The sequence below is a fragment of the Amycolatopsis sp. NPDC114503 genome (assembly GCF_055633655.1).
This window is the reverse complement of the sequence record NZ_JBVKDT010000014.1, coordinates 33384-54372: the sequence shown is the minus strand read 5'-3', so window position 1 is coordinate 54372 and position 20989 is coordinate 33384. Positions and strand designations below refer to the sequence as shown.

At 70.8% G+C, this 20989-nt stretch carries 20 protein-coding genes; 5 read left to right on the top strand and 15 right to left on the bottom strand.

Going from position 1 to position 20989, the window contains the following annotated elements:
* Positions 1-44 precede the first annotated feature (44 nt).
* The 10 genes from ACZ7OI_RS40395 to pafA all read right to left on the bottom strand — a co-directional run bounded on the left by ACZ7OI_RS40395 (position 45) and on the right by pafA (position 11022).
* Positions 45-761, bottom strand: coding sequence for a DUF4333 domain-containing protein (locus tag ACZ7OI_RS40395; RefSeq protein ID WP_470269401.1), 717 nt, complete (start codon positions 759-761; stop codon positions 45-47).
* Between the two features lie 127 nt (positions 762-888).
* A complete protein-coding gene (locus ACZ7OI_RS40390; protein WP_470269400.1) occupies positions 889-3654 on the bottom strand; it encodes a DEAD/DEAH box helicase in 2766 nt (921 codons plus the stop codon).
* 51 nt (positions 3655-3705) lie between these two features.
* Positions 3706-4596, bottom strand: coding sequence for a diacylglycerol/lipid kinase family protein (locus tag ACZ7OI_RS40385; RefSeq protein WP_470269399.1), 891 nt, complete (start codon positions 4594-4596; stop codon positions 3706-3708).
* 2 nt (positions 4597-4598) lie between these two features.
* Complete coding sequence (gene tatC / locus ACZ7OI_RS40380; RefSeq protein WP_470269398.1) at positions 4599-5582, bottom strand: twin-arginine translocase subunit TatC; 984 nt, start codon at positions 5580-5582, stop codon at positions 4599-4601.
* 75 nt (positions 5583-5657) lie between these two features.
* The gene (tatA, locus tag ACZ7OI_RS40375; RefSeq protein ID WP_344274211.1) at positions 5658-5975 is read right to left on the bottom strand and encodes a Sec-independent protein translocase subunit TatA; all 318 of its coding nucleotides are present in this window, start codon (positions 5973-5975) and stop codon (positions 5658-5660) included.
* 37 nt (positions 5976-6012) lie between these two features.
* A complete protein-coding gene (locus ACZ7OI_RS40370) occupies positions 6013-6225 on the bottom strand; it encodes a bacteriophage holin (RefSeq protein WP_370937212.1) in 213 nt (70 codons plus the stop codon).
* Positions 6226-6235: 10 nt separating this feature from the next.
* Positions 6236-7216 (bottom strand): helix-turn-helix transcriptional regulator, encoded by a 981-nt coding sequence (locus ACZ7OI_RS40365; RefSeq protein ID WP_470269397.1) that lies wholly within the window; start codon positions 7214-7216, stop codon positions 6236-6238.
* Positions 7213-8205 (bottom strand): helix-turn-helix transcriptional regulator, encoded by a 993-nt coding sequence (locus tag ACZ7OI_RS40360; protein WP_470269396.1) that lies wholly within the window; start codon positions 8203-8205, stop codon positions 7213-7215. The genes ACZ7OI_RS40365 and ACZ7OI_RS40360 overlap by 4 nt, the downstream gene beginning before the upstream one ends.
* Before the next feature lie 155 nt (positions 8206-8360).
* On the bottom strand, positions 8361-9398 hold the full coding sequence (locus ACZ7OI_RS40355; RefSeq protein WP_470269395.1) for a WD40/YVTN/BNR-like repeat-containing protein: 1038 nt from the start codon (positions 9396-9398) through the stop codon (positions 8361-8363).
* Between the two features lie 265 nt (positions 9399-9663).
* Positions 9664-11022, bottom strand: a complete 1359-nt coding sequence (gene pafA, locus ACZ7OI_RS40350; RefSeq protein ID WP_037806466.1) for a Pup--protein ligase — start codon at positions 11020-11022, stop codon at positions 9664-9666.
* 205 nt (positions 11023-11227) lie between these two features.
* Here pafA and ACZ7OI_RS40345 point away from each other — a divergent pair, with 205 nt between their 5' ends.
* From ACZ7OI_RS40345 to ACZ7OI_RS40330, 4 genes are all read left to right on the top strand, one after another.
* On the top strand, positions 11228-12667 hold the full coding sequence (locus ACZ7OI_RS40345) for a phosphatase PAP2 family protein (RefSeq protein WP_470269575.1): 1440 nt from the start codon (positions 11228-11230) through the stop codon (positions 12665-12667).
* 317 nt (positions 12668-12984) lie between these two features.
* Complete coding sequence (locus tag ACZ7OI_RS40340; RefSeq protein ID WP_470269394.1) at positions 12985-14220, top strand: alpha/beta hydrolase; 1236 nt, start codon at positions 12985-12987, stop codon at positions 14218-14220.
* Between the two features lie 109 nt (positions 14221-14329).
* Positions 14330-14680, top strand: a complete 351-nt coding sequence (locus ACZ7OI_RS40335; RefSeq protein WP_116204978.1) for a YciI family protein — start codon at positions 14330-14332, stop codon at positions 14678-14680.
* Positions 14673-15908, top strand: a complete 1236-nt coding sequence (locus tag ACZ7OI_RS40330; RefSeq protein WP_470269393.1) for an RNA polymerase sigma factor — start codon at positions 14673-14675, stop codon at positions 15906-15908. Before ACZ7OI_RS40335 ends, ACZ7OI_RS40330 begins: the two co-directional genes overlap by 8 nt.
* Here ACZ7OI_RS40330 and ACZ7OI_RS40325 read toward each other — a convergent pair.
* The 5 genes from ACZ7OI_RS40325 to dop all read right to left on the bottom strand — a co-directional run bounded on the left by ACZ7OI_RS40325 (position 15887) and on the right by dop (position 20335).
* Positions 15887-16624: a transglutaminase domain-containing protein gene (locus tag ACZ7OI_RS40325; RefSeq protein WP_470269392.1), complete on the bottom strand. Its 738-nt coding sequence runs from the start codon at positions 16622-16624 to the stop codon at positions 15887-15889. The genes ACZ7OI_RS40330 and ACZ7OI_RS40325 overlap by 22 nt on opposite strands.
* A 66-nt stretch (positions 16625-16690) precedes the next feature.
* Entirely contained in the window at positions 16691-17485 is a 795-nt protein-coding gene (gene prcA, locus ACZ7OI_RS40320) for a proteasome subunit alpha (RefSeq protein ID WP_470269391.1), read from the bottom strand.
* 61 nt (positions 17486-17546) lie between these two features.
* On the bottom strand, positions 17547-18410 hold the full coding sequence (prcB, locus tag ACZ7OI_RS40315) for a proteasome subunit beta (RefSeq protein WP_470269390.1): 864 nt from the start codon (positions 18408-18410) through the stop codon (positions 17547-17549).
* Between the two features lie 138 nt (positions 18411-18548).
* Positions 18549-18743, bottom strand: a complete 195-nt coding sequence (locus ACZ7OI_RS40310; protein WP_037806475.1) for a ubiquitin-like protein Pup — start codon at positions 18741-18743, stop codon at positions 18549-18551.
* An 89-nt stretch (positions 18744-18832) separates the two neighbouring features.
* Positions 18833-20335 (bottom strand): depupylase/deamidase Dop, encoded by a 1503-nt coding sequence (gene dop / locus ACZ7OI_RS40305; RefSeq protein WP_452080681.1) that lies wholly within the window; start codon positions 20333-20335, stop codon positions 18833-18835.
* A gap of 41 nt (positions 20336-20376) precedes the next feature.
* On the opposite strand from dop, the gene ACZ7OI_RS40300 reads away from it, so the two are divergent.
* Positions 20377-20895: an NUDIX domain-containing protein gene (locus tag ACZ7OI_RS40300; RefSeq protein WP_470269389.1), complete on the top strand. Its 519-nt coding sequence runs from the start codon at positions 20377-20379 to the stop codon at positions 20893-20895.
* Positions 20896-20989: the final 94 nt, after the last annotated feature.

Here is a 20989-nt window from a genome sequence, read left to right as displayed (position 1 = left end):
TCATCGCGGGAGCGACCGCCTGACCGCCACTGAATTGCGGGCCGTCACTTGGCGGCGGGCGGCGAGACCTCGTAGTTGCCGTCGGTGCCCTTGACGGTGATCGGGACCTGCTGCGGTTTGCCGTTGACGGTGGCGGTGCACTCGAATTTCGCGCCGTCCTCCACCTTCTGCTCGGCCGGGCAGGTGACTCCGCTGACGCCCTGGATCTTGTAGGTGTCGGTGAGCATCTTCGCGACGTCGGTCTGCATCTGGTTGTTGTTGAAGACCTGGGTTTTGAAGAAGCCGGGCGCGACGAAGCCGAGGATCGCCACGACGGCCACCACGACGACGAGCGCGCCGATCCCGATGAACAGGCCCTTCTTCGACCCGCCCGAGGATTCCGGCGCGGCTCCGCCGGGCTGGCCGTAGTCGTACTGGCCGGGCTGCTGGCCGCCGTACTGCTGCTGCGGCTCGCCGTAGGGCTGCTGTCCGTAAGGCTGCTGCTGCCCGGGCTGCTGCTGCCCGTACGGCGGCGGCTGCTGGCCCCACTGGGGTTGCTGGGGCTGCTGCTGTTGCGGGTAGCCGCCGGGCTGCTGGCCATACTGCGGGTCTTGACCGTAGGGCTGCTGCCCGTACTGCTGGGGCGGGTACGGCTGCTGCTGCGGCCCGCTCTGCGGGTACGCGCCGCCCGGCTGCTGCCCGTACTGCGGGTCCTGGCCGTAGGGCTGTTGCCCGTACTGGGGCTGCTGCCGCGGGTCGTTGCCGCCATACGGCGTGCTCATCGTTAGCCTCCGCCTTCGTCTGTCCGCACCCGCGGGCCGGGCCGCGGGTGTCGTGCGCGATCCAACCACAGGTCTGGACCTGGCACACGTGTCCGCGCGCAGTCGCTACTAAGGTGTGCCCTCGCGGTCACGCCGCGCCCGCGGCCACTACGCCGCGGCGCAGCGCCCGGACCGCTTGCGCCGCCGCCGAACCGACCGGGTCTTCCTTGCCGAGGACGTCGCGGATCTGGTCGAGCAGGTCGATGACCTGGCGGCACCAGCGCACGAAGTCTCCCGCGGAGAGTTCCTGTCCGTTGGTCTCGGCCGCGGTGAGGACCTTCTCCAGGGATTCGCCGCGCGCCCAGCGGTAGACCGGCCACGCGAAGCCGGCGTCGGGTTCGCGGGTGCGGTCGAGGCGGTGGCGGCGTTCGTCCTCGGTGAGTTCGACCCACAGCCTGCTCGTTTCCTGCCACGCGCCGGGGACCGCGCCGCCGGGCAGCCGGGGTTCGCCGGCGGTGTCGCGGCGGGCCTCGAACACGAGCGTGGACACGACCGCGGCGAGTTCGGCCGGGCCGAGGCCGGTCCAGACGCCGTGCCGGATGCATTCGGCGGCGAGCAGGTCGGATTCGCTGTAGAGGCGGGTGAGACGGCGGCCGTGTTCGGTGACGCGGTCCTCGCCGTCGCCGGGGCGGACGTAGCCGCGTTCGCCGAGCAGCCGCAGAATCCGGTCGAACGCGCGGGCCAGCGAGTGCGTGGTGGCCGCGACTTTCCGTTCGAGCTGTTCGGTTTCGGCGGAGAGCCGCTGGTAGCGCTCGACCCAACGGAGGTTGGCCTCGCGTTCGGCGAGGCCGTGGCACGGGTGGGCGCGCAGGGCGCGGCGCAGCGAGGCGAGTTCGGCGTCGTCGGCGGCCGCGGTGCGGCGGCGCTGGCGTCCGGGAAGGGCGATGCCGGCGTTGCGCAGCGACGAGGCGATGTCGCGGCGGGTCTTGGGCGAGCGCAGTTCGATGTGCTTGGGCAGCTTGATCCGGCCGAGCGCTTCGACCGGGGCCGGGAAATCGGAGACCGACAGCGGTCCGGACCAGCGGTCCTCGGTGACGACGACCGGCCGCGGTTCGCGGATCGGGTCGAGGCCGGGGTCGACGACCACGGCGAGCCCGGCGCGGCGGCCGGCCGGGACCGGGATGACGTCGCCCTTGCGCAGTTTCTCCAGCGATTGGGCGGTCTCGGCGCGGCGGGAGGAGGTGTTCTGCCGCGACAGCGTCTTCTCGCGGGCGGAGATCTGCGCGCGGAGTTCGACGTACTCGAGCATCTGCTCGAAGTCGCCGGAGATCGCGTCGGTGTAGCCCTTGAGGGCTTCCTTGTTGCGTTCGATCCTGCGCGCGGTGCCGACCACCGACCGGTCGGCCTGGAACTGCGCGAAGGACTGTTCCAGCAGGTCGCGGGCCGCGTCCGCGCCGACCTGGGCGACCAGGTTGACCGCCATGTTGTAGCCGGGGCGGAACGACGAGCGCAGCGGGTACGTGCGGGTGGAGGCGAGGCCGGCGACGGCCTTCGGGTCGACGCCGGGCTGCCAGGCGACGACGGCGTGGCCTTCGATGTCGATGCCGCGGCGGCCGGCACGGCCGGTGAGCTGGGTGTACTCGCCCGGGGTGAGGTCGACGTGCGCCTCGCCGTTGTATTTCACGAGCCGTTCGAGCACGACGGTGCGGGCGGGCATGTTGATGCCGAGCGCGAGGGTTTCGGTCGCGAACACGACCTTGACCAGGCCGCGGACGAACAGTTCCTCGACGGTTTCCTTGAACGCGGGCAGCAGCCCGGCGTGGTGGCCGGCGAAGCCGCGCTCCAGCGCCTCGCGCCATTCCCAGTAGCCGAGGACGCCGAGGTCGCCCTCGGGCAGCTCGGCGGTGCGGGCGTCGACGATCCGGCGGATTTCCTCGACCTGTTCGGGGCCGTTGAGCCGCAGGCCGGAGCGGACGCATTGGGCGACCGCGGCGTCGCAGCCGGCGCGGGAGAAGATGAACACGATCGCGGGCAGCAGCCCGGCGTGGTCGAGCCTTTCCACGACGTCGACGCGCGACGGCGGCCGGAACCTGGGTCCGCGCGGCGGGGCTCCCCGGCGGCCTCCGCGCGGGCCGCGGAAAGTGGGAGCGAACCGGCCCATCTCGTCGGTTTTGCGCAGCAGCGTCGGGTTGATCCGCAGCTGCTCCCCCGGGTCGGCCTCGTTCTGGCCGGCGAACAGGTCGAGCAGCTGGTTGCCGACGAGCATGTGCTGCCACAGCGGGACCGGCCGGTGCTCGTCGACGACGACGGTGGTGTCGCCGCGGACCTCGACGAGCCATTCGCCGAATTCCTCGGCGTTGCTGACGGTGGCGGACAGGCCGACGACGCGGACGTGGTCGGGCAGGTGGAGGATCACTTCCTCCCAGACCGCGCCGCGGAAGCGGTCGGCGAGGTAGTGCACCTCGTCCATGACGACGTAGCCGAGTTCGGGGATCGAGGAGCTGCCCGCGTAGAGCATGTTGCGCAGGACCTCGGTGGTCATGACGACCACCTGGGCGTTGCCGTTGATCGAGGTGTCGCCGGTGAGCAGGCCGACGGCGTCGTTGCCGTAGCGCTCGACGAGGTCGGCGTACTTCTGGTTCGACAGCGCCTTGATCGGCGTGGTGTAGAAGCATTTGCGGCCCTCGGCGAGGGCGAGGTGGACGGCGAACTCGCCGACCACGGTCTTGCCCGCCCCGGTGGGGGCGCAGACCAGGACGCCGTGGCCCTCTTCGAGCGCTTCGCAGCCGCGGATCTGGAAATCGTCGAATTCGAAGGCCGATTCGGCGGAAAACCGGGTCAGCTGGGGGTGCTTGGCGCGGCGACGGGAGGCAGCGTAGGCCTCGGCCGGCGATGGGGAAGGGCTAGTGGCCACCCCGTCAGGGTTCCACACGCCCCCGACATTCCGCACGCGGCGTGCCGCCGGTCACGGCGCGGTGGCGACCACGGTGAGCGCGGAGGGCACGCAGGTCGCTTCGACCGGCGTCTGGCCTTGGTCTTCGCCGTCGGCGTAGACGGGCCAGCCGGGTGCTTCGATCCGGAGGGTGCGGGTGCGGAAGGTTTCGACGCTGGGCTTGTGCACGTGTTCGCCGGTGCGCAGCTGCGGGAGCATCCGCAGGAGGCGGGCGCGGCCGGGGGCACCGATGACGGTGACGTCGAAGAGCCCGTCGTCGAGGGTGGCGTCCGGGCAGATCGGGATGCCGCCGCCGTAGTACGGGGTGTTGCCGACGGCGACGAGGCTCGTGTCCCCGGAGAGGACGCCGTGGTCGGTGTGCACGACGATCGGGCTGGGCCGGAACGCGGCGAGTTCGGCGAGGATCGCCAGGTCGTAGCGGCGAGGGCCGGCGGGCCAGCGCATCGCGTTCGCGCGGGCGTTGACGGCGGCGTCGAATCCGGCGCAGAGCACGGTCGAGAACCAGGTGCCGCCGGCGCGGCCGAGGTCGACGCTGCGGCGGTGCCCGGCTTGCAGTGCCCTGGCGAGGGCGTCGGTGGCGGCGCGCGGGTCGGCCGGGACGCCGAGGGCGCGGGCGAAGTCGTTGCCGGTGCCGGAGGGGACGAGGCCGAGCGCGACGCCGTGGTCGGCGCAGAACTGGACGCCTTGGTGGGCCGCGCCGTCGCCGCCGAGGACGATCAGCACGTCGAGGCCTTCGGCGTGCGAGGACCGCATGAGCGCGCGGGATTCCTCGACGCTGGTGGCGGTGAGGAGGTCGAGCCGGTCGACGGCGGGCCGCAGCCGCGCCGCGACGGCTTCGGCGATGCGGGCGGCCGCGCCGCGACCGGAGGCCGGGTGCACGGCCAGTGCTGCGTTCAGGCCCACGGTCAGGTGATGTCGTCGGTCGAGTTGGAGCGGCCGGTCGACGGGCCCTGCGCGGTCGGCGCGGCCGGTTCTTCGCCGTCGGCGGTGCTCGGCGTGTAGTTGAACGGCGCGGCCTCGTCGTCGGCGAGCTGGTCCCAGCCCTCGTCGTGGCGGACGCGGTCGAGCTTGCGGTCGTGGAAGCGGGCGATCTGGATCGACAGCTCGAACAGCAGGGTGAGCGCGCCGGCGAGGCCGAGCATCGAGAACGGGTCCGAGCCGGGGGTGGCGAACGCGGCGAACACGAACAGCGCGAACACGAGGCCGCGGCGCCACCGCTTGAGCTGCTGGTATTTGAGCACGCCGACGCGGTTGAGCATCACCACGAGCAGCGGGAGCTCGAAACTGACGCCGAAGATCACCAGCAGCGACAGGATGAACGAGATGTACTTGTCGCCGGTGAGCGCGGTGACGAACTGGTCCTGGCCGAATCCGGCGAGCAGCGCCAGCGCGTGCGGGACGAGCAGGTAGGCCAGCACCGCTCCGGCGGCGAAGAGCACCGAGGCGAAGCCGACGAAGGTGAGCGCGTACTTGCGTTCCTTCGTGTAGAGGCCGGGGGCGATGAAGGCCCACAGCTGGTACAGCCAGGCAGGCGACAGCAGGACCGCGCCCGCCGCGACGCCGACCTTCAGGCGCAGCATGAAGACTTCGAACGGGACCGTCTGGAGCAGCCGGCAGCCGGTTTCGCCGCCGAACCGCTGTTCCTTCGGGATCGCGCAGTACGGGTGGGTCATGATGTCGCCGAGCGACGGGATCGGCCCGAAGCGCTGGCCGAACCAGATGAACCCGAAGATCGCGCCGATGACGACGAAAACGACCGCCCAGCCGAGGCGGCGGCGGAACTCGTAGATGTGCTCGATGAGCGTCATCGTGCCGTCGGGATTTTTCCGACGGCTGCGCCGGCTCCGCTTGCTGGACCGGCTTCCGTTGCCGTTGGCGGCTTCCGCCACTGGTCGTTCCGTTCTCGTCAGAGCCCGCCGCGGCGCGCCGCCGTGGACCGGGGACCGGGTGGTGCGCGCGGAGGGTCAGCTCGCGTTCTTCTGCGGCTGGTCGGCCGGGGCGGCCGCCTGCTGCTTCTTGAGTTCGTCGAGCTGGCGCTGGAGGTCGGCGACCTGCTTGTCCTGCGCGGTCTGCGCGGGCGCGGGGGCGGCGATGTGCCGGGTGTCGGCGGATTCGGCCTCGGCTTCGGCCTTCTGCTCGCCGGTCAGGTCCTTGGTCTCGGCCTTGAAGATCTTCATGGACTTGCCGATGGACCGGGCCGCGTCCGGGAGCCGCTTCGCTCCGAACAGCAGAACCACCACGAGCACCAGAACGATGATGTGCCACGGCTGCAGCGCGTTCATGGTCGTCTGCCCTCCTTGTCTGGGGTCTGTGCTGATGTTACTTGTTGCCGGCCGCCGGGCGGCGTTCGGCCACGGCCACACGGAGTGCCGCGGACCGGGCCCGGACGAGTCCGGTCCGGTCGTGGGTGTCCGCACTGACCATGCTCATGGTGCGGCGGAAGCGGCGCAAGACTCCGGCGGTCCGTACCAGCAGCAGGGCCAGGACGAGCAGGCCGGCCGCGAGCAGCACATAGACGGGCAGGTACGGCACGAAAACCACCTTATCGGTCGGAGATGGACGTGAGGTGACGGGCACGCGCCACGGCGTCGGCCGCTCGGCGACCGACTGCCTCGGCGAGTGTGGCGGGGCTCTCCACCTGGGCTTCCCCGCCGAGGCTGAGCACGAGCCGGACCATCCAGGGCTCGTCGCTGTAGCGCATGGCGATGCGCAGGCGTCCGCCGTCGAGTTCGTCGAGTTCCTCGCACGGGTAGTACTCGGCGACCCAGCGGGCGTCGGGGTCCAGGACGAGATGGGCGACCCGCTGATCGGGACGGGCGGAGAAGACGCCGTCGGACAGGTCGGTGGGCCGCGCGTGGGCGGGCGGAGCTGCGGGTTCGTCCAATACGGTGAGCGCGTCCACCCGATCGAGGCGGAACAGCCGGACGCCTTCGACGCGCCGGCACCACGCTTCGAGATAGCCGACGCCTTGGACGATGACGAGCCGCATCGGGTCGACGGTGCGTTCGGTGATCTGGTCGCGCGAGGCGGTGTAGTAGCGCATCCGGAGCGCGCGGCCTTCCTGCAGCGCGCCGGAGACGGTCTCGCGGGTGCGGGCGGCGCGGGCTCCTTCGCGCACTCCTCCCCCGACGACGACTCCGGCCGGGCGGGCTTGTCCGGCGGCGTCCTCGATTTTGGCGATGGCGCGGCGGACCGCGTCGCCGTCGGCTACGCCCGGGGTTTCAGCGAGGGCGCGCAGCGCGACCAGCAGCGCGGTGGCTTCGCCGCCGGTGAGGCGCAGCGGGCGGCTCATCCCGGCATCGTGGGTGACCACGATGGTGTCGCCTTCGAAAGACAGGTCGATCAGGTCGCCGGGGCCGTAGCCGGGCAGGCCGCACATCCACAGCAGTTCGAGGTCTTTGCGCAGCTGGCGCGGGGTGACGTCGAAGTCCTGGGCGGCCTCGTCGATCCGGACGCCCGGGCGGGCCAGCAGGTACGGCACGAGCGCGAGCAGTCTCGGCATGCGTTCGCCGGAAGCGCTCATCGCACGCTCCCCTGTCCGGCGCGGGCGAGCACGGCCTCGTGCCGGTGCTGCACCGATTTGGCCAGCACGTCCGGTTCGAGCACGAGCACGTCCGGCCCTTGCGCGGCGATCCAGTCCGCGGCTGATTCGGGGAAGTACAGCCCGATCTCGATCACGTCGCCTTCCTCGCCCGCGACGATCTCGCGCCCCACGACGTCCCCGCGGCGGCGGACCCCCGCGGCCCGGCCGTCGGCGATCCACAGCCGGGCGGTGGTGACGGGAGCCGGATCCTCGCTGCCGCCCGTCACCGACACGAGCTGCATCAGGTTGACGCCGTCGGGCCTGGTGACCGCACCTGGTTTGCCGATCGCGACGACCTTCCCAGTGACGCGGGAAAGCCGAAAACACCGGGACGCGTCGCGATCGCGGTCATGCCCGACGACGTACCAACGAGCACGCCAGGACACGACCCCCCACGGCTCGAGCGTGCGAATACGCCGCTCGGGCGACCCGCTGCGCCGGTACTCGAACCGAACCGCCTGCCCGGCCTGCACGGCGGCGAGCATCGGCGCGAACGCCGGCTCCGCACGCACCCGAGGCTCGATCACCGTCGGCGCCTGGTCGTCGACCTCGACCCCGGCCGCCCGCAGCTTCACCAGCGCACCCTGCGCCTGCCCCGTGAGCTCCGGCGAGTCCCACAGCCGGACAGCGAGCCCCACCGCCGCCGCCTCGTCCGGGGCGAGGTCGATCTCGCCGAGCTCGTAGTCGCGCCGAGCGATGCGGTACCCCTCGACCGGGTCGAAAACGGAGTTGCGCCCGGTCTCGAGCGGAATGCCCAGCTCGCGCAGTTCGGTCTTGTCCCGCTCGAACGTACGGAAAAAGGCGTCGTCACTGGCCGCCTCGGCGTATCCCGGAACGATCCCGCGGATCCGCTCCGCGGTGAGGTACTGCCGGGTGGAGAGCAGGGCCAGCACAAGATTGACCAGCCGTTCGGCGCGTGCGGTGGACACCAGACGACTCTAGCTCTCCCGGTCTCCCGCGATCGCGAGGTCCGCCCCGCGCGCGTCGCGCCTGGTCAGCCCCGGCGGCGCGAACGGACCCTCCGCACCCGCCCCGTCACGCACCGCCGCCCCGGCGGACTCCCCACCCCGGATCGGGTTCCCTCCTATGGAACCAACTTCGCCACGCGCCCCTTCGCCCCGCTGGCCCAGCACGCACCGCCCCAAGCGCAGTCGACAGTGTCAAAACTCCCGCTGTCGAACGACACCCAATGCCGTCCCCCGTCACGGCTCAAGTCGCTCCCGCCAGGCCCAACGGCCAGCACCGTCCCGCCACGCCAAGCAAGCCCAGACCGATACCCAGCCGGATGCTCCCGCGGCGTACGCCAGCTATCCCCGCCATCACGACTCACCGCGACAGCCGGTCCAGGCGCAGTCGGATTGGCATAATCCCCACCAATCGCAACCCCTTGCCACGGCGTGCGAAACGCAACCGCGAACACTCCAGCCGACGCACTGCTAGGCAACGGCGTCTCCGCAGCACTCCAGTGCCACCCACCGTCACCAGAGTGCAAAACACGCGCATGCGCACCGCCACCAGTAGCAAGCCACGCATCAAACGGCCCGGACGTCGCAACGCACTGCCCACCGGCAGCAAACCCAGCCTCTCCAGGCTCCGCAGGCGGAAACGCATCATCCGGAACCTGCCGCCAACTGCGCCCGCCGTCAAAGGTCGCTTGCACCCGAAACTTCCCGTTGACCGGATCGCTCATCGCAAGCCCGCGCCAAGGATCGAAGAAGGCAAGACAGTCATAGAACGCAGCGGAATCAGGATTGCTGAACGTCTGCCGCCAACTCTTCCCACCGTCATCAGTCCGATAGACCCGAGAATCCGCCCCAGGCCCAATCGACAGCACCACAGCACGATCAGCGTCAAAGGCCTCAATGTCGCGAAACTCAAGCTTCCCAGCCCCCGGCGGCCCAACCGAGACCCAATTGCGCCCGCCGTCAACAGTCCGCAACACAGTGCCCTGCGTCCCGCTGACCCACGCGACCCGCTCACTCACCGCTGACAGCCCACGAAACTGCGCAGTCGTGCCCGTGGGCAGGAGCCGCCACGACGGCAACGAGGACGCGGAAGCAACACCACCCAGCGAAACCAACAACACCGCCAGCAGGACCAGAACCGTCCGGAACGCACGCATGCGCAAATCCTGCCGCACCCACCCGACAACTTTCGTCGGTTCCTGCCCCCACAACAACGTTTCCCGCCAGACCCCCCCGGCACCTATCCGCTCACTCGACCCAGCCGCGGGATCGCGTCGGCGTGCGAAGGGCCAGTGTGCACGGCCCCCCGGGCCGGGCGCACTGGCCCTTCGCACGCCGACTTAAAGGCGATCCCGCCCGCGACGACGGAGTCGGCGCCATCAAACACAGTTTGCCGAGCCAGACCACCCAACCCAGCAAAAACTACAGCGACCCAATCAAGCGTTCGACCCGCTCATCCACAGACCGGAACGGGTCCTTGCACAACACAGTCCGCTGCGCCTGGTCGTTCAACTTCAGATGCACCCAGTCCACCGTGAAGTCCCGCCCGGCAGCCTGCGCCGCCGCGATGAAGTCCCCGCGCAACTTGGCCCGGGTCGTCTGCGGCGGCGTGTCCTTCGCGGCCTCGATCTCCCCGTCGTCGGTAACCCGCCGCACAAGCCCCTTCCGCTGCAGCAGATCGAAAATCCCGCGCCCTCGACGAATGTCGTGATACGCCAGATCCAACTGCGCCACCCGCGGACTGGACAGGTCCAGATCGTGCTTGGCCCGATACCGCTCCACGAGCCGATGCTTGATCGCCCAGTCGATCTCGGTGTCGATCTTGCTGAAGTCCTGCTCCTCGACAGCCTCCAGCGCCCGCCCCCACAGCTCCACGACCCGCTCGTTGGCAGGCGTAGACCCGTTCTCCTTCAAATGCTGCACCGCCCGGGCGTGGTACTCCCGCTGAATGTCCAGCGCGGAAGCCTCCCGCCCGCCGGCCAGCCGAACCTGCCGACGGCCGGTGAGATCGTGGCTGATCTCCCGGATCGCCCGGATCGGGTTGTCCAGCGTGAAGTCCCGGAACTGCACCCCCGCCTCGATCATCTCGAGCACGAGGTGCGCCGACCCGACCTTCAGCATCGTCGTCGGCTCGGCCATGTTGGAGTCGCCGACGATCACGTGCAGGCGCCGGTAGCGCTCGGCGTCGGCGTGGGGTTCGTCGCGGGTGTTGATGATCGGCCGGGAGCGCGTGGTGGCGCTGGAGACGCCTTCCCAGATGTGCTCGGCGCGCTGGGAGAGGCAGTACACCGCGCCGCGCGGGGTCTGCAGGACCTTGCCCGCCCCGCAGATGAGCTGGCGGGTGACGAGGAAGGGCAGCAGGACGTCGGCGATCCGGGAGAACTCGCCCGCCCGGGTGACCAGGTAGTTCTCGTGGCAGCCGTAGGAGTTGCCCGCGGAGTCGGTGTTGTTCTTGAACAGGAAGATGTCGCCGCCGATGCCCTCGTCGGCGAGCCTGCGCTCGGCGTCCACGAGGAGGTCCTCGAGGATCCGCTCGCCTGCTTTGTCGTGCGTGACGAGCTGGGTCAGGTCGTCGCATTCGGCCGTCGCGTATTCAGGGTGCGAGCCCACGTCGAGGTAGAGCCTGGAGCCGTTGGACAGGAACACGTTGGACGAGCGTCCCCACGAGACGACCCGCCGGAAGAGATAGCGCGCGACCTCGTCGGGCGAGAGCCTGCGCTGGCCGTGAAAGGTGCACGTGACCCCGAACTCGGTCTCGATGCCAAAGATCCGCCGCTGCATCCCACCAGAGTAGGCGCTGGACCCCCGCGGAAGGTGCGCCGTTCGGGCGGCGACACGCGGTCGGTACGTTGCAAGTGGTGACAATGCGGCGGAAACCGGTCGCCGGGGCCGGAGACGGGCCCGGCCCGGCCAGCGGAGGTGGACGAGAGTGTTCCAGCAGGTCGGCCAGGCATTCCGGCAGGTGGGGCGGCGGGATCGGGCGCTGATGCGGCGCAGTGCGGCGCTGCCGCGCACGCGCGCCGACGACGTGGTGACCGCGTTGTCCCGAAGTGCGGACAAATCTCGGCTCTGGTGGGGCGTGGCGGCTGTGCTGGCGGTCCGGAAGGGCCCGGCGCGTCGCGGCGCGCTGCGCGGGATCGCCGCCATCGCGGGGGCGAGCGCCGCGGCGAACCTGGTCGCGAAGCCGTTGTTCCCGCGCCGCCGTCCGGCCGAGGAGGAGGTTCCCGCGCACCGTCAGCTGCGCAAACGGCCGACGTCGTCGTCGTTCCCGTCCGGGCATTCGGCTTCGGCCGCCGCGTTCGCGACCGCGGTGGCGATGGAGTCGCCGCGCGCCGGGCTGGCTCTCTTGCCGCTCGCCGGGGCGGTCGCGTACTCGCGGGTCCACACCGGGGTGCACTGGCCGAGCGATGTCGCGGCGGGGCTGGCGATCGGGACCGGGGTCGCGGTGCTGACCCGGCATTGGTGGCCGCTGCACCCGGACGCGCGCGCCCGCACCGCCCATTCGGCGCAAGCGCCCGAGATGCGCGACGGCGAGGACATGCTGGCGCTGGTGAACCCGCATTCGGGCGTCAACGGCCAGGACCCGACCGAGGACGTCCGCTATGCCTGGCCGAAGGCGTCGCTGATGTATCCGGATCCGTCGCGGGATCTGCGCGAGCAGCTCGCCGACGCGATCGAAGCGCACGGTTCGGTCCGCGCGCTCGGCGTGGCGGGCGGGGACGGCACGGTCGCGGCGGTGGCGTCGGTCGCGGCCGAACGCGGGCTGCCCCTGGCGCTGATCCCGGCCGGGACGCTCAACCACTTCGCCCGCGACGTCGGGGTCCGTTCGATGCCGGACGCGGACGAGGCGACCGAGGGCGGGCACGCGGTCGGCATCGATCTGGCCGAGGTCGAGATCGACGGCTCCGGCGAGCCCGCGCACCGCTGGTTCGTCAACACCGCCAGCCTCGGCGGGTACCCGGAAATGGTGCGGCTGCGGGAAAAGCTGCAGTCCCGGTTCCCGAAATGGCCGTCCGCGGCGATCGCGCTCGTGCGCGTGCTGCGGCACGCGAAACCGCTGCGGGTGCAGCTGAACGGGAAGCCGACCCAGGTGTGGCTGATCTTCGTCGGCAACGGCACCTACGCGCCGAAGGGGTTCGCGCCGTCGCGGCGCCCGGCGCTCGACACGGGCCTGCTCGACGTCCGGTACGTGCGGGCTGACGTGCGCTGGTCGCGGCTGCGGTTCGTGCTCGCGAGCCTCACCAACAGCCTGCACGCGAGCCACGTCTACCGGCAGCGGGACCTGCCGGAGCTGCACGTCCGGCTGCTCGACGGGAATCGCCGGGTCGCCACCGACGGCGAAGTCGGTCCGCTCGGGCGGGAGTTCCGGTTCCGCTCGCGGCCGAGCGCGCTGACCGTCTACCGGAACCCGGACAGCGTTCCCTGACGCCCTTCGCGAACCGGGCAGTGACGGCCGGCCGCGTTTGCCCTAAGGTCCCTCCGGGAGCGTTCGGCCGGGCACCGAGTTCTTCGCCACTTCGCACCCGGCAACCGGGGCCCTGACCTGCGCGCTTACCGTCCGCTCGCCACCGCCGCAAGGTTTCTTGATCATTCCTTTACCTTTTCTCAACGAATCCACAGCGAGCCGTCCCTAGCGTGATCTTCGAGGTGCGGACTGTCCTGTCCGCACCAGTTCACGGCAGGGGTCTACTCAGTGCGTCTTTCCACCCGCGGTCAGAGCTGCCCGTCCGCGGCAGGCCGCGGATGATGCGGCTGCTCCCGCAGGCTGTCGACCCGGTCCTGCCCCCGTCGGTCACCTCCCAGGCGAGGGACCTCGGGCCGCTCGAATCGCCCTTGCTGTGGCTCGCGTTCGCCGGGGCCGCCGCGACGGTCCTGGCCGTCACCATCGCGCTCGCCCATCGCCGCCGCGTGCGCCGCTGGGGCGTCAGCGGCGCGATCGCGCTGTTCCTGATCGCCGCGGTCACCGCCGTCAACAGCTACGTCGGCTACGTCCGCACGCCGAGCGACCTCGGCAGGCTGCTGCAGCGCGGTTCCGGCGCGATGAACGTCGCGGGCACGCTGCTGCGCAGCACCAGCGACGATCCGGCCGAAGACTCGGATCCCAGCACCGCGAGCAGCTCGACCGGCGGGAACAGCGGCAGCTCCCCCTCCGCCGGCCGTCCCGCGGCCCCGGCCGGCGCCAACGGCAGCACCGAGGTGCTGAACGTGCCCGACCCGGCGCACGGCGTCGCGAACGGCGAGAATTACGTCGTCCTGCCCGCCGGTTACCACGACCCGGCGAACGCCGCCAAGCGCTACCCGGTCGTCTACCTGATCCACGGCTACCCCTACGGCGGGCCGCGCGACTGGCTCACCTCCGGCTCCGCGCCGCAGACGCTGAAGAGCCTCGAGGACGCGCACGTGATCCAGCCGATGATCATCGTGAGCGTCGACCTCACCGCCAACCGGCCGAGCACCGACTGGGAATGCCTGAACGTCCCGGGCGGGCCGCAGCTGGAGACGTATCTCGCCAGCAGCATCGTGCCGTCGGTCGACCAGCACTACCGCACGTTCGCCGACCGCGGCCACCGCGCGCTCGGCGGCATGTCCGGCGGCGGCTTCGGCGCGCTGAACATCGGGCTGCACCACCTCGACGAATTCGGCACGCTGCTGATCTCGCTGCCGTACGACGACCTGAACGACTCCGTCGGCGTCCTCGGCGGCAACCAGGCCGCGATCGCGGCGAACACCCCGCGCCGCTACATCCCGACGATGCCGTTCCCGCAGAAGCTCGCCGTGATGCTCACCGTCGGCACCGGCGCGCCGACCGACGTCGCGACCGCGCACCGCATCGCCGGGTCGCTGCAGCGGCGCGGCCAGGAGGTCGTGGTGCACGCCGAACGCGGGTTCAACCACACCTGGCACACCGCCCGCGCGACGCTTCCGTACATGCTCGCCTTCGCCGATCAGAACTTCCGCAGCGCTCCTGCCGCCTCCTGAGCGGATTGCCCGGAGAATATCTTCCGGGCCCTGTCCATCCGGGCGGGCGCCGTTCGTGGTGAGGTCAGTGCGGCACCACGGCCGCGCTGACCGACGAAGGAGCCCGACCATGAAGTACCTGCTGCTCATCCATGCTTCCGCCGCCACCGAGCAGGGCGGGGCCGCCGGCTGCGAACCGGCCGACTGGATGGCCTACGACAAGGAAGTCCGCGACGCGGGGGTGTTCGTCAGCGGGGAATCGCTCGCCGACCTCGTGACCGCGACCAAGGTGCGGGTCGGCGCCGACGGCGAGCGTTCGATCACCACCGACGGCCCGTTCGCCGAGACCCGCGAACTGCTCGGCGGGTTCTACGTGCTGGACGTGCCGGACCTCGACGCGGCGCTCGACTGGGCGGCCCGCTGCCCCGGTTCCCGCGACGGTTCGGTCGTGGTCCGCCCGATCGCCGATTTCGATGCCTGACGCGCGAGCGTCCGTGGCGGCCGTGTTCCGCGAGGAGCACGGCCGCCTGCTCGGCGCGCTCGTCCGCCGCTTCGGCGATCTCGACCTCGCCGAGGAGGTGGCCGCCGAAGCCGTCGAGGCCGCGCTGGTGCGCTGGCCGGTGGACGGCGTCCCGCCGAAACCCGGCGCGTGGCTGATGACCACCGCGCGCCGCAAGGCCGTCGACCGGCTCCGCCGCGACCAGGCGTACGCGGCGAAACTCGCTGTCCTGCAAGCGGAATCCGACCGCAGCGACCCTCCCCCGCTGCCCGGGGCCGACGGCGACCTGCCCGACGACCGGCTCCAGCTGTTCTTCACCTGCGCGCATCCCGCGCTGGCCGCCGAGGACCGGCTCGCCCTCACGCTGCGCTGCCTGGCCGGGCTCACCACGCCGGAGGTGGCGCGGGCCTTTCTTGTGCCGACCGCGACGATGGCGAAGCGGATCGTGCGGGCCAAGAACCGGATCCGCGACCACCGCATCCCGTTCCGCGTCCCGGCCGGCGACGAGCTGCGCGACCGGCTGCCCGGCGTGTTGCAGGTGCTGTACTCGCTGTTCACCGAGGGCTACGCGGCCAGCTCCGGCCCGGACATCCAGCGCCCTGACCTGGCCGAGGAAGCCATCCGGCTGGCGCGGATCCTGCACCGGCTGCTGCCCGGCGAACGCGAAATCACCGGGCTGCTGGCGCTTCTGCTGCTCGTGCACGCACGCCGCGCCGCCCGCACCGGACCGGACGGCGAGTTCGTCTTGTTGGAAGACCAAGACAGGACGTCCTGGGACGCCGCGCTGATCGACGAGGGCTGCGCATTGGTGCCGGTCGCGCTCACCGGCGGACCTCCCGGGCCGTACGGGGTGCAGTCGGCGATCGCCGCGCTCCACGCCGAAGCACCGGATGTCGCGAGCACCGACTGGCCGCAGATCGTTGCGCTGTACGACATCCTGCTGACGCTCACGCCGACACCGGTCGTCGCGCTCAACCGCGCGGCCGCGGTGGCGATGCGCGACGGACCCGAAGCCGGGCTGAAACTCCTGGACGGCTTGGCCGACGAGCCTCGGCTGCAGGGCTACCACCCGTATGCCGCGGCTCGCGGAGACCTGCTGCACCGCCTCGGCCGTGACGACGAAGCCGCAGCGGCGTACCGGGAAGCGTTGGAGAGCGCGGGAACCGAGCCGGAGCGCGCGCACCTGCGTCAGCGGCTCGACGCCCTCTGACGTGGCGCCCACCGGCTGAGCATCGGGTCGACGAGCGTCGTCAGCGGCCCGGAGAGCGTCTGCCCGTGCCGCCGGAACAAGTCGTCGCGGGAATCGAAACGGCCCAGGTCGACCAGCACGGTCGCGGACAGGTCGCACGCTCCGCCGACGTCGCAGGCGACCCCGTCCCAGTCGATCGCCGTGCGGGACACCGCGTCGAACAGCGTTTCCCCGCTGTCATTGGAGAATCCCGGGCTCGCCGCCAGTTCGGTCAACGGCCCGAACAATTCGCCGACCGAAACCCAGGCGTCCGCGACCCGGAACTCCGGCCACGCCACCACGACCCGCGACGGCACCAGGAACTTCAACCGGGGAAACCGCGGATACCAGAACCGGCCGTCCACGAGCAGGCCCCGCACCCGGGTCGGAATCCCTTGCGCCCGTGCGACTCCCTCCAGAATCGCCAGCCGCTGACTGCACGAACCCCGCCCGCGGCGCAGCGTCCGCGAGATCGGCTGCCGCTCCTGCACCGAGTACACCGGCCGCACCGACCCGGCGATCAACCGGTGCGCGGCCCGCAACCCGGCCAGCCGGTCCTCGGACGCCGTCTCCCGCACCAAGGACCGCACGAGCGGATCGCGCCAGTCGAGAATTGCCGTCGGAACCACGCCGCCCTCAGCGGAACTGTCCCCGGCGGCGCGACGACGCCACCACGGGGTCACCGGCGCACACGTCACCCCGCCAGTATCCCGGAAAACGACTGTGGGCCGCCGGAACTGTCCGGCGGCCCACAGTCGGTCACGTCATTCCTTCTCGGCCGAGCCCTCGCCCTTGTCCGAACCCTTGTCGGAATCGCCTTCGCCGGAGTCGTCCGGCTTCTCGGCAGGCTCCGCCTTCTCCGGCAGCAACGCCTCCAGCGCCGCCCCCGACAACCGCCGGAACGCCCGCCGCGGCTTCGCCCGGTCCAGCACCGCGACCTCGAGCTTGATCTCCGCCTCGGCCGCCGACCCGTTCCCGTTCGACGACGCCGCGGTCGCCCGCAGCCCCTCGATCGCCGTCGCCAGCGCCGTGCGCAGATCGTGCTCCGGATCCACGACGTCCTTCAGCTTCGTGCTGATCGGCTCCGTCGTCCCGCCCATCACCACGAACGGGGACTCGTCGAAAATCGACCCGTCGAACGTCAACCGGTACAGCTGGTCCTCCGCCGCGGTCGCCCCGACCTCGGCCACGCACACCTCGACCTCGAACGGCTTCAGCTGCTCGGTGAAAATGCTGCCCAGCGTCGCCGCGTACGCGTTCGCCAGCGCCCGCGCGCTCACGTCGCGGCGGTCGTACTGGTAGCCCTTCAGATCCGCGTGCCGGATCCCCGCCACCCGCAGGTTCTCGAACTCCGAATACCGGCCCACCGCGGCGAACCCGATCCGGTCGTAGATCTCGGACACCTTGTGCAGCGTCGCCGACGGATTCTCCGCCACGAACAGCACCCCGCCCGCGTACTTCAGCACCACCACGCTCCGGCCCCGCGCGATCCCCTTGCGCGCCAGCTCGGAACGCTCCCGCATCAGCTGCTCGGGAGAGGCATACAACGGCATCGTCACGGTGTCGGCTCCACGTTCTCCGAAAACTCGGCAGTCATTGATTCAGCGGACATCGGCGGCCTCAGACCGGCCGGTGGTGATTGCGCTCCGCGCGCCCGGCCACCACCGCCTCGGCCACCGCACCCGTCCGCTCCGCGGGCAGCACCACCGCGCCGTCCTCCGCGGTGATGGTGATGACGTTCGGGAAAATCCGCCGCACCAGATCCGGCCCGCCGCTCGCGGTGTCGTCGTCCGCCGCGTCGTACAAGGCTTCCAGCGCCGTCCGCACCGCCGCGTCGGCATCCGCGTCCGGGTCGTACAGCTTCTTCAGCGACGACTTCGCGAACAGGGAACCCGAACCGACGCTCGCGTACCCGGCGTGCTCCTCGTACCGCCCGCCCGCCGCGTCGTACGACACGATCCGGCCCGCGTGCTTGGCGTCCTCGGCCTCCAGGTCGTACCCGACGAACAACGGCACGACCGCGAGGCCCGCCATCGCCATCTCCAGGTTCGCCTTCACCATCCCGGCCAGCTTGTTCGTCTTGCCGTCCAGCGAAAGCGAAACGCCCTCGATCTTCTCGTAATGCGCCAGCTCCACCGCGTACAGCCGGACCATCTCCACGGCCAGCCCCGCGGTCCCCGCGATGCCCACCGCCGAGTACTCGTCCGTGACGTGCACCTTCTCGATGTCCCGGCTCGCGATCAGATTCCCCGACGTCGCCCGCCGGTCCCCGGCGATCAGCACCCCGCCGGCGAACGCGACCGCGACGATCGTCGTGCCGTGCGGCGCGTTCAGCTCACCCGCGCCCGCGGGCACCCGCCGCGCGGGCAGCAGCTCCGGCGCGGTCGCGCGCACGAAATCCGCGAACGACGACGTCGTCGGCGAAAAGTAGGCCGACGGCAGTCCGGGCCCGGAAAAACCCGCCCCAGAGGAGGTGTTGTCCATACGTGCTCTCGGTTCCCATCTATCCCGTGCCCGGCAACGCCACCGGCAAACCTGCCCCCGGCGCCGCCGCGCGAAACCTCCGGCCCAGCGCGCCCGCCGCACCGCCCCGCATCCGGGACGGCCGCGACGGGCAGACGGCTACTCGCCGCCCTTCTGCACGTAAGCGCGGACGAAGTCCTCGGCGTTCTCCTCCAGCACGTCGTCGATCTCGTCGAGGATCGTGTCCACGTCCTCGCCGAGCTTCTCCCGCCGCTCCTGGCCCGCCCCGCCGGCGTCGTCGAACTCCTCGTCGGAATCGCCGCCGCCGTGCTTCTCGATCTTCTCCTGCGCCATCTCGCCTCCCGGTCTGGCCGATGTTCCCTAGCCTACCCAGCGGTACCGACGAAAAGGGCCTTCAACCGGCCCGAAACGCCGGGATCGCGCTAGTCCGAACCGGTGATCGCCTCCACCAGCTCCTCCGCCGTCGCCGCCGCGTCCAGCAGCTTCCCGACGTGCGCCTTCGTCCCCCGCAGCGGCTCCAGCGTCGGGATCCGCACCAGCGACTCCCGGCCCACGTCGAAAATCACCGAATCCCACGAGGCCGCCGCGATCGACGACGCGTACTTCTCCAGCGCCCGGCCCCGGAAGTAGGCGCGCGTGTCCGACGGCGGAGTCGTGATCGCCGCCTGCACCTCCTCCTCGGTGACCAGCCGCTTCATCGAACCCCGCGTGACCAGCCGGTTGTACAGGCCCTTGCCCAGCCGGACGTCCGAATACTGCAGGTCCACCAGCCGCAGCCGCGGCGCGCCCCACGCCAGCTGGTCCCGCTCCCGGTACCCCTCCAGCAGCCGCAGCTTCGCCGGCCAGTCCAGCCGGTCCGCGCACTCCTGCGGATCCCGCGCCAGCGCGTCCAGGATCTCGCCCCACACCCGCAGGACTTCCTTCGACGCCTCGTCCGCGCCCGTGCGCTCGAGGTTCGCCGACGCCAGCTCGTGATAGGCGAACTGCAGGTCCAGCCCGGTGAACTTCTTCCCGTTCGCGAGTTCGACCTTCGTCTTCAGCGTCGGGTCGTGGCTGATCTTGTGCACCGCCCGCACCGGCTCGTCCAGCTTCAGGTCGTCGAACCGCACGCCGGCCTCGATCAGGTCCAGCACCAGCGCCGTCGTCCCGACCTTCAGATACGTCGAGTACTCCGACAGGTTCGCGTCCCCGATGATCACGTGCAGCCGCCGGTACTTGTCCGCGTCCGCGTGCGGCTCGTCGCGCGTGTTGATGATCCCGCGCTTGAGCGTCGTCTCCAGCCCGACCTCGACCTCGATGTAGTCCGAGCGCTGCGAAAGCTGGAAACCCGCCTCCTCGCTCTGCTGCCCGATCCCCACCCGGCCCGAACCGCACATCACCTGCCGCGACGCGAAGAACGGCGTCAGCCCGCCGATCACCGCGGTGAACGGCGTCGACCGCTGCATCAGGTAGTTCTCGTGCGTGCCGTAGCTCGCGCCCTTGCCGTCCACGTTGTTCTTGTACAGCTGCAACGGCGGCTGCCCCGGCACGGTGGCCGCCTTCAACGCGGCCTCCTCCATCACCCGCTCGCCCGCTTTGTCCCAGATGACGGCATCCCGCGCGTTCGTGACCTCCGGCGCCGAATACTCCGGATGCGCATGGTCCACGTACAACCGCGCACCGTTGGTGAGGATGACGTTCGCCGCGCCGAGGTCCTCGACGTCCGGGTCGTGCCCCGGCCCGCCCGGACCGGTCAGGTCGAACCCGCGCGCGTCGCGCAACGGCGACTCCACCTCGTAGTCCCAGCGCGCCCGGCGCGCCCTCGGGATGTCCGCAGCCGCGGCGTAGGCCAGCACCACCTGAGTCGAGGTGAGCACCGGGTTCGCCGTGGCGTCCCCGGGCACGGCGATGCCGTACTCGACTTCGGTTCCCATGATCCGACGCATGCCCACCACCCTACGGGTTCGACGCGTGCGACGATGCCCCCATGCCAGGCAGTGACGAACTCGTTGCCCTCTATGACGACGCAGGCCGCCCCGCGGGCGAAGCACTCCGCTCCCGGGTCCGAGCGGAAGGCCTCTGGCACGCCGCCGGCGTAGTCCTCGTCCGATCGGGCGACGGCCGCAAGGTCTACGTGCACCTCCGCACCGCGGACAAGGACACTTTCCCCTCCACCTGGGACTGCTGGGCAGGCGGAGTAGTAGCCGCAGGCGAAACCCCCGCAGACTGCGCCCGCCGAGAACTGGCCGAAGAACTAGGCGTCCACGGAGTGGAACTAAAACCCCTCTTCACCAAAATCTACGACCAAGGCACGATCCACTGCCACAACTTCGCCTACGAAGCCCGCTGGGACGGCCCCATCCGCCACCAGCCAGAAGAAATCGTAGAAGGCCACTGGCTCCCCCTAGATGAACTCCGCACCTGGGTCTTCACTCCCGACCCCCCACTGCCGTTCATCCCCGACGGCCGCGCCGGCATCCAAGAGTGGTTCCACCGCTACGGCTAACCCGCCAGCCAGTCTTCCGACCGGACCGAACCGCGGGATCGCGTCGGCGTGTCGAGGGCCAGCGTGCACGGCCCCCCGGGCCGGGCGCGCTGGC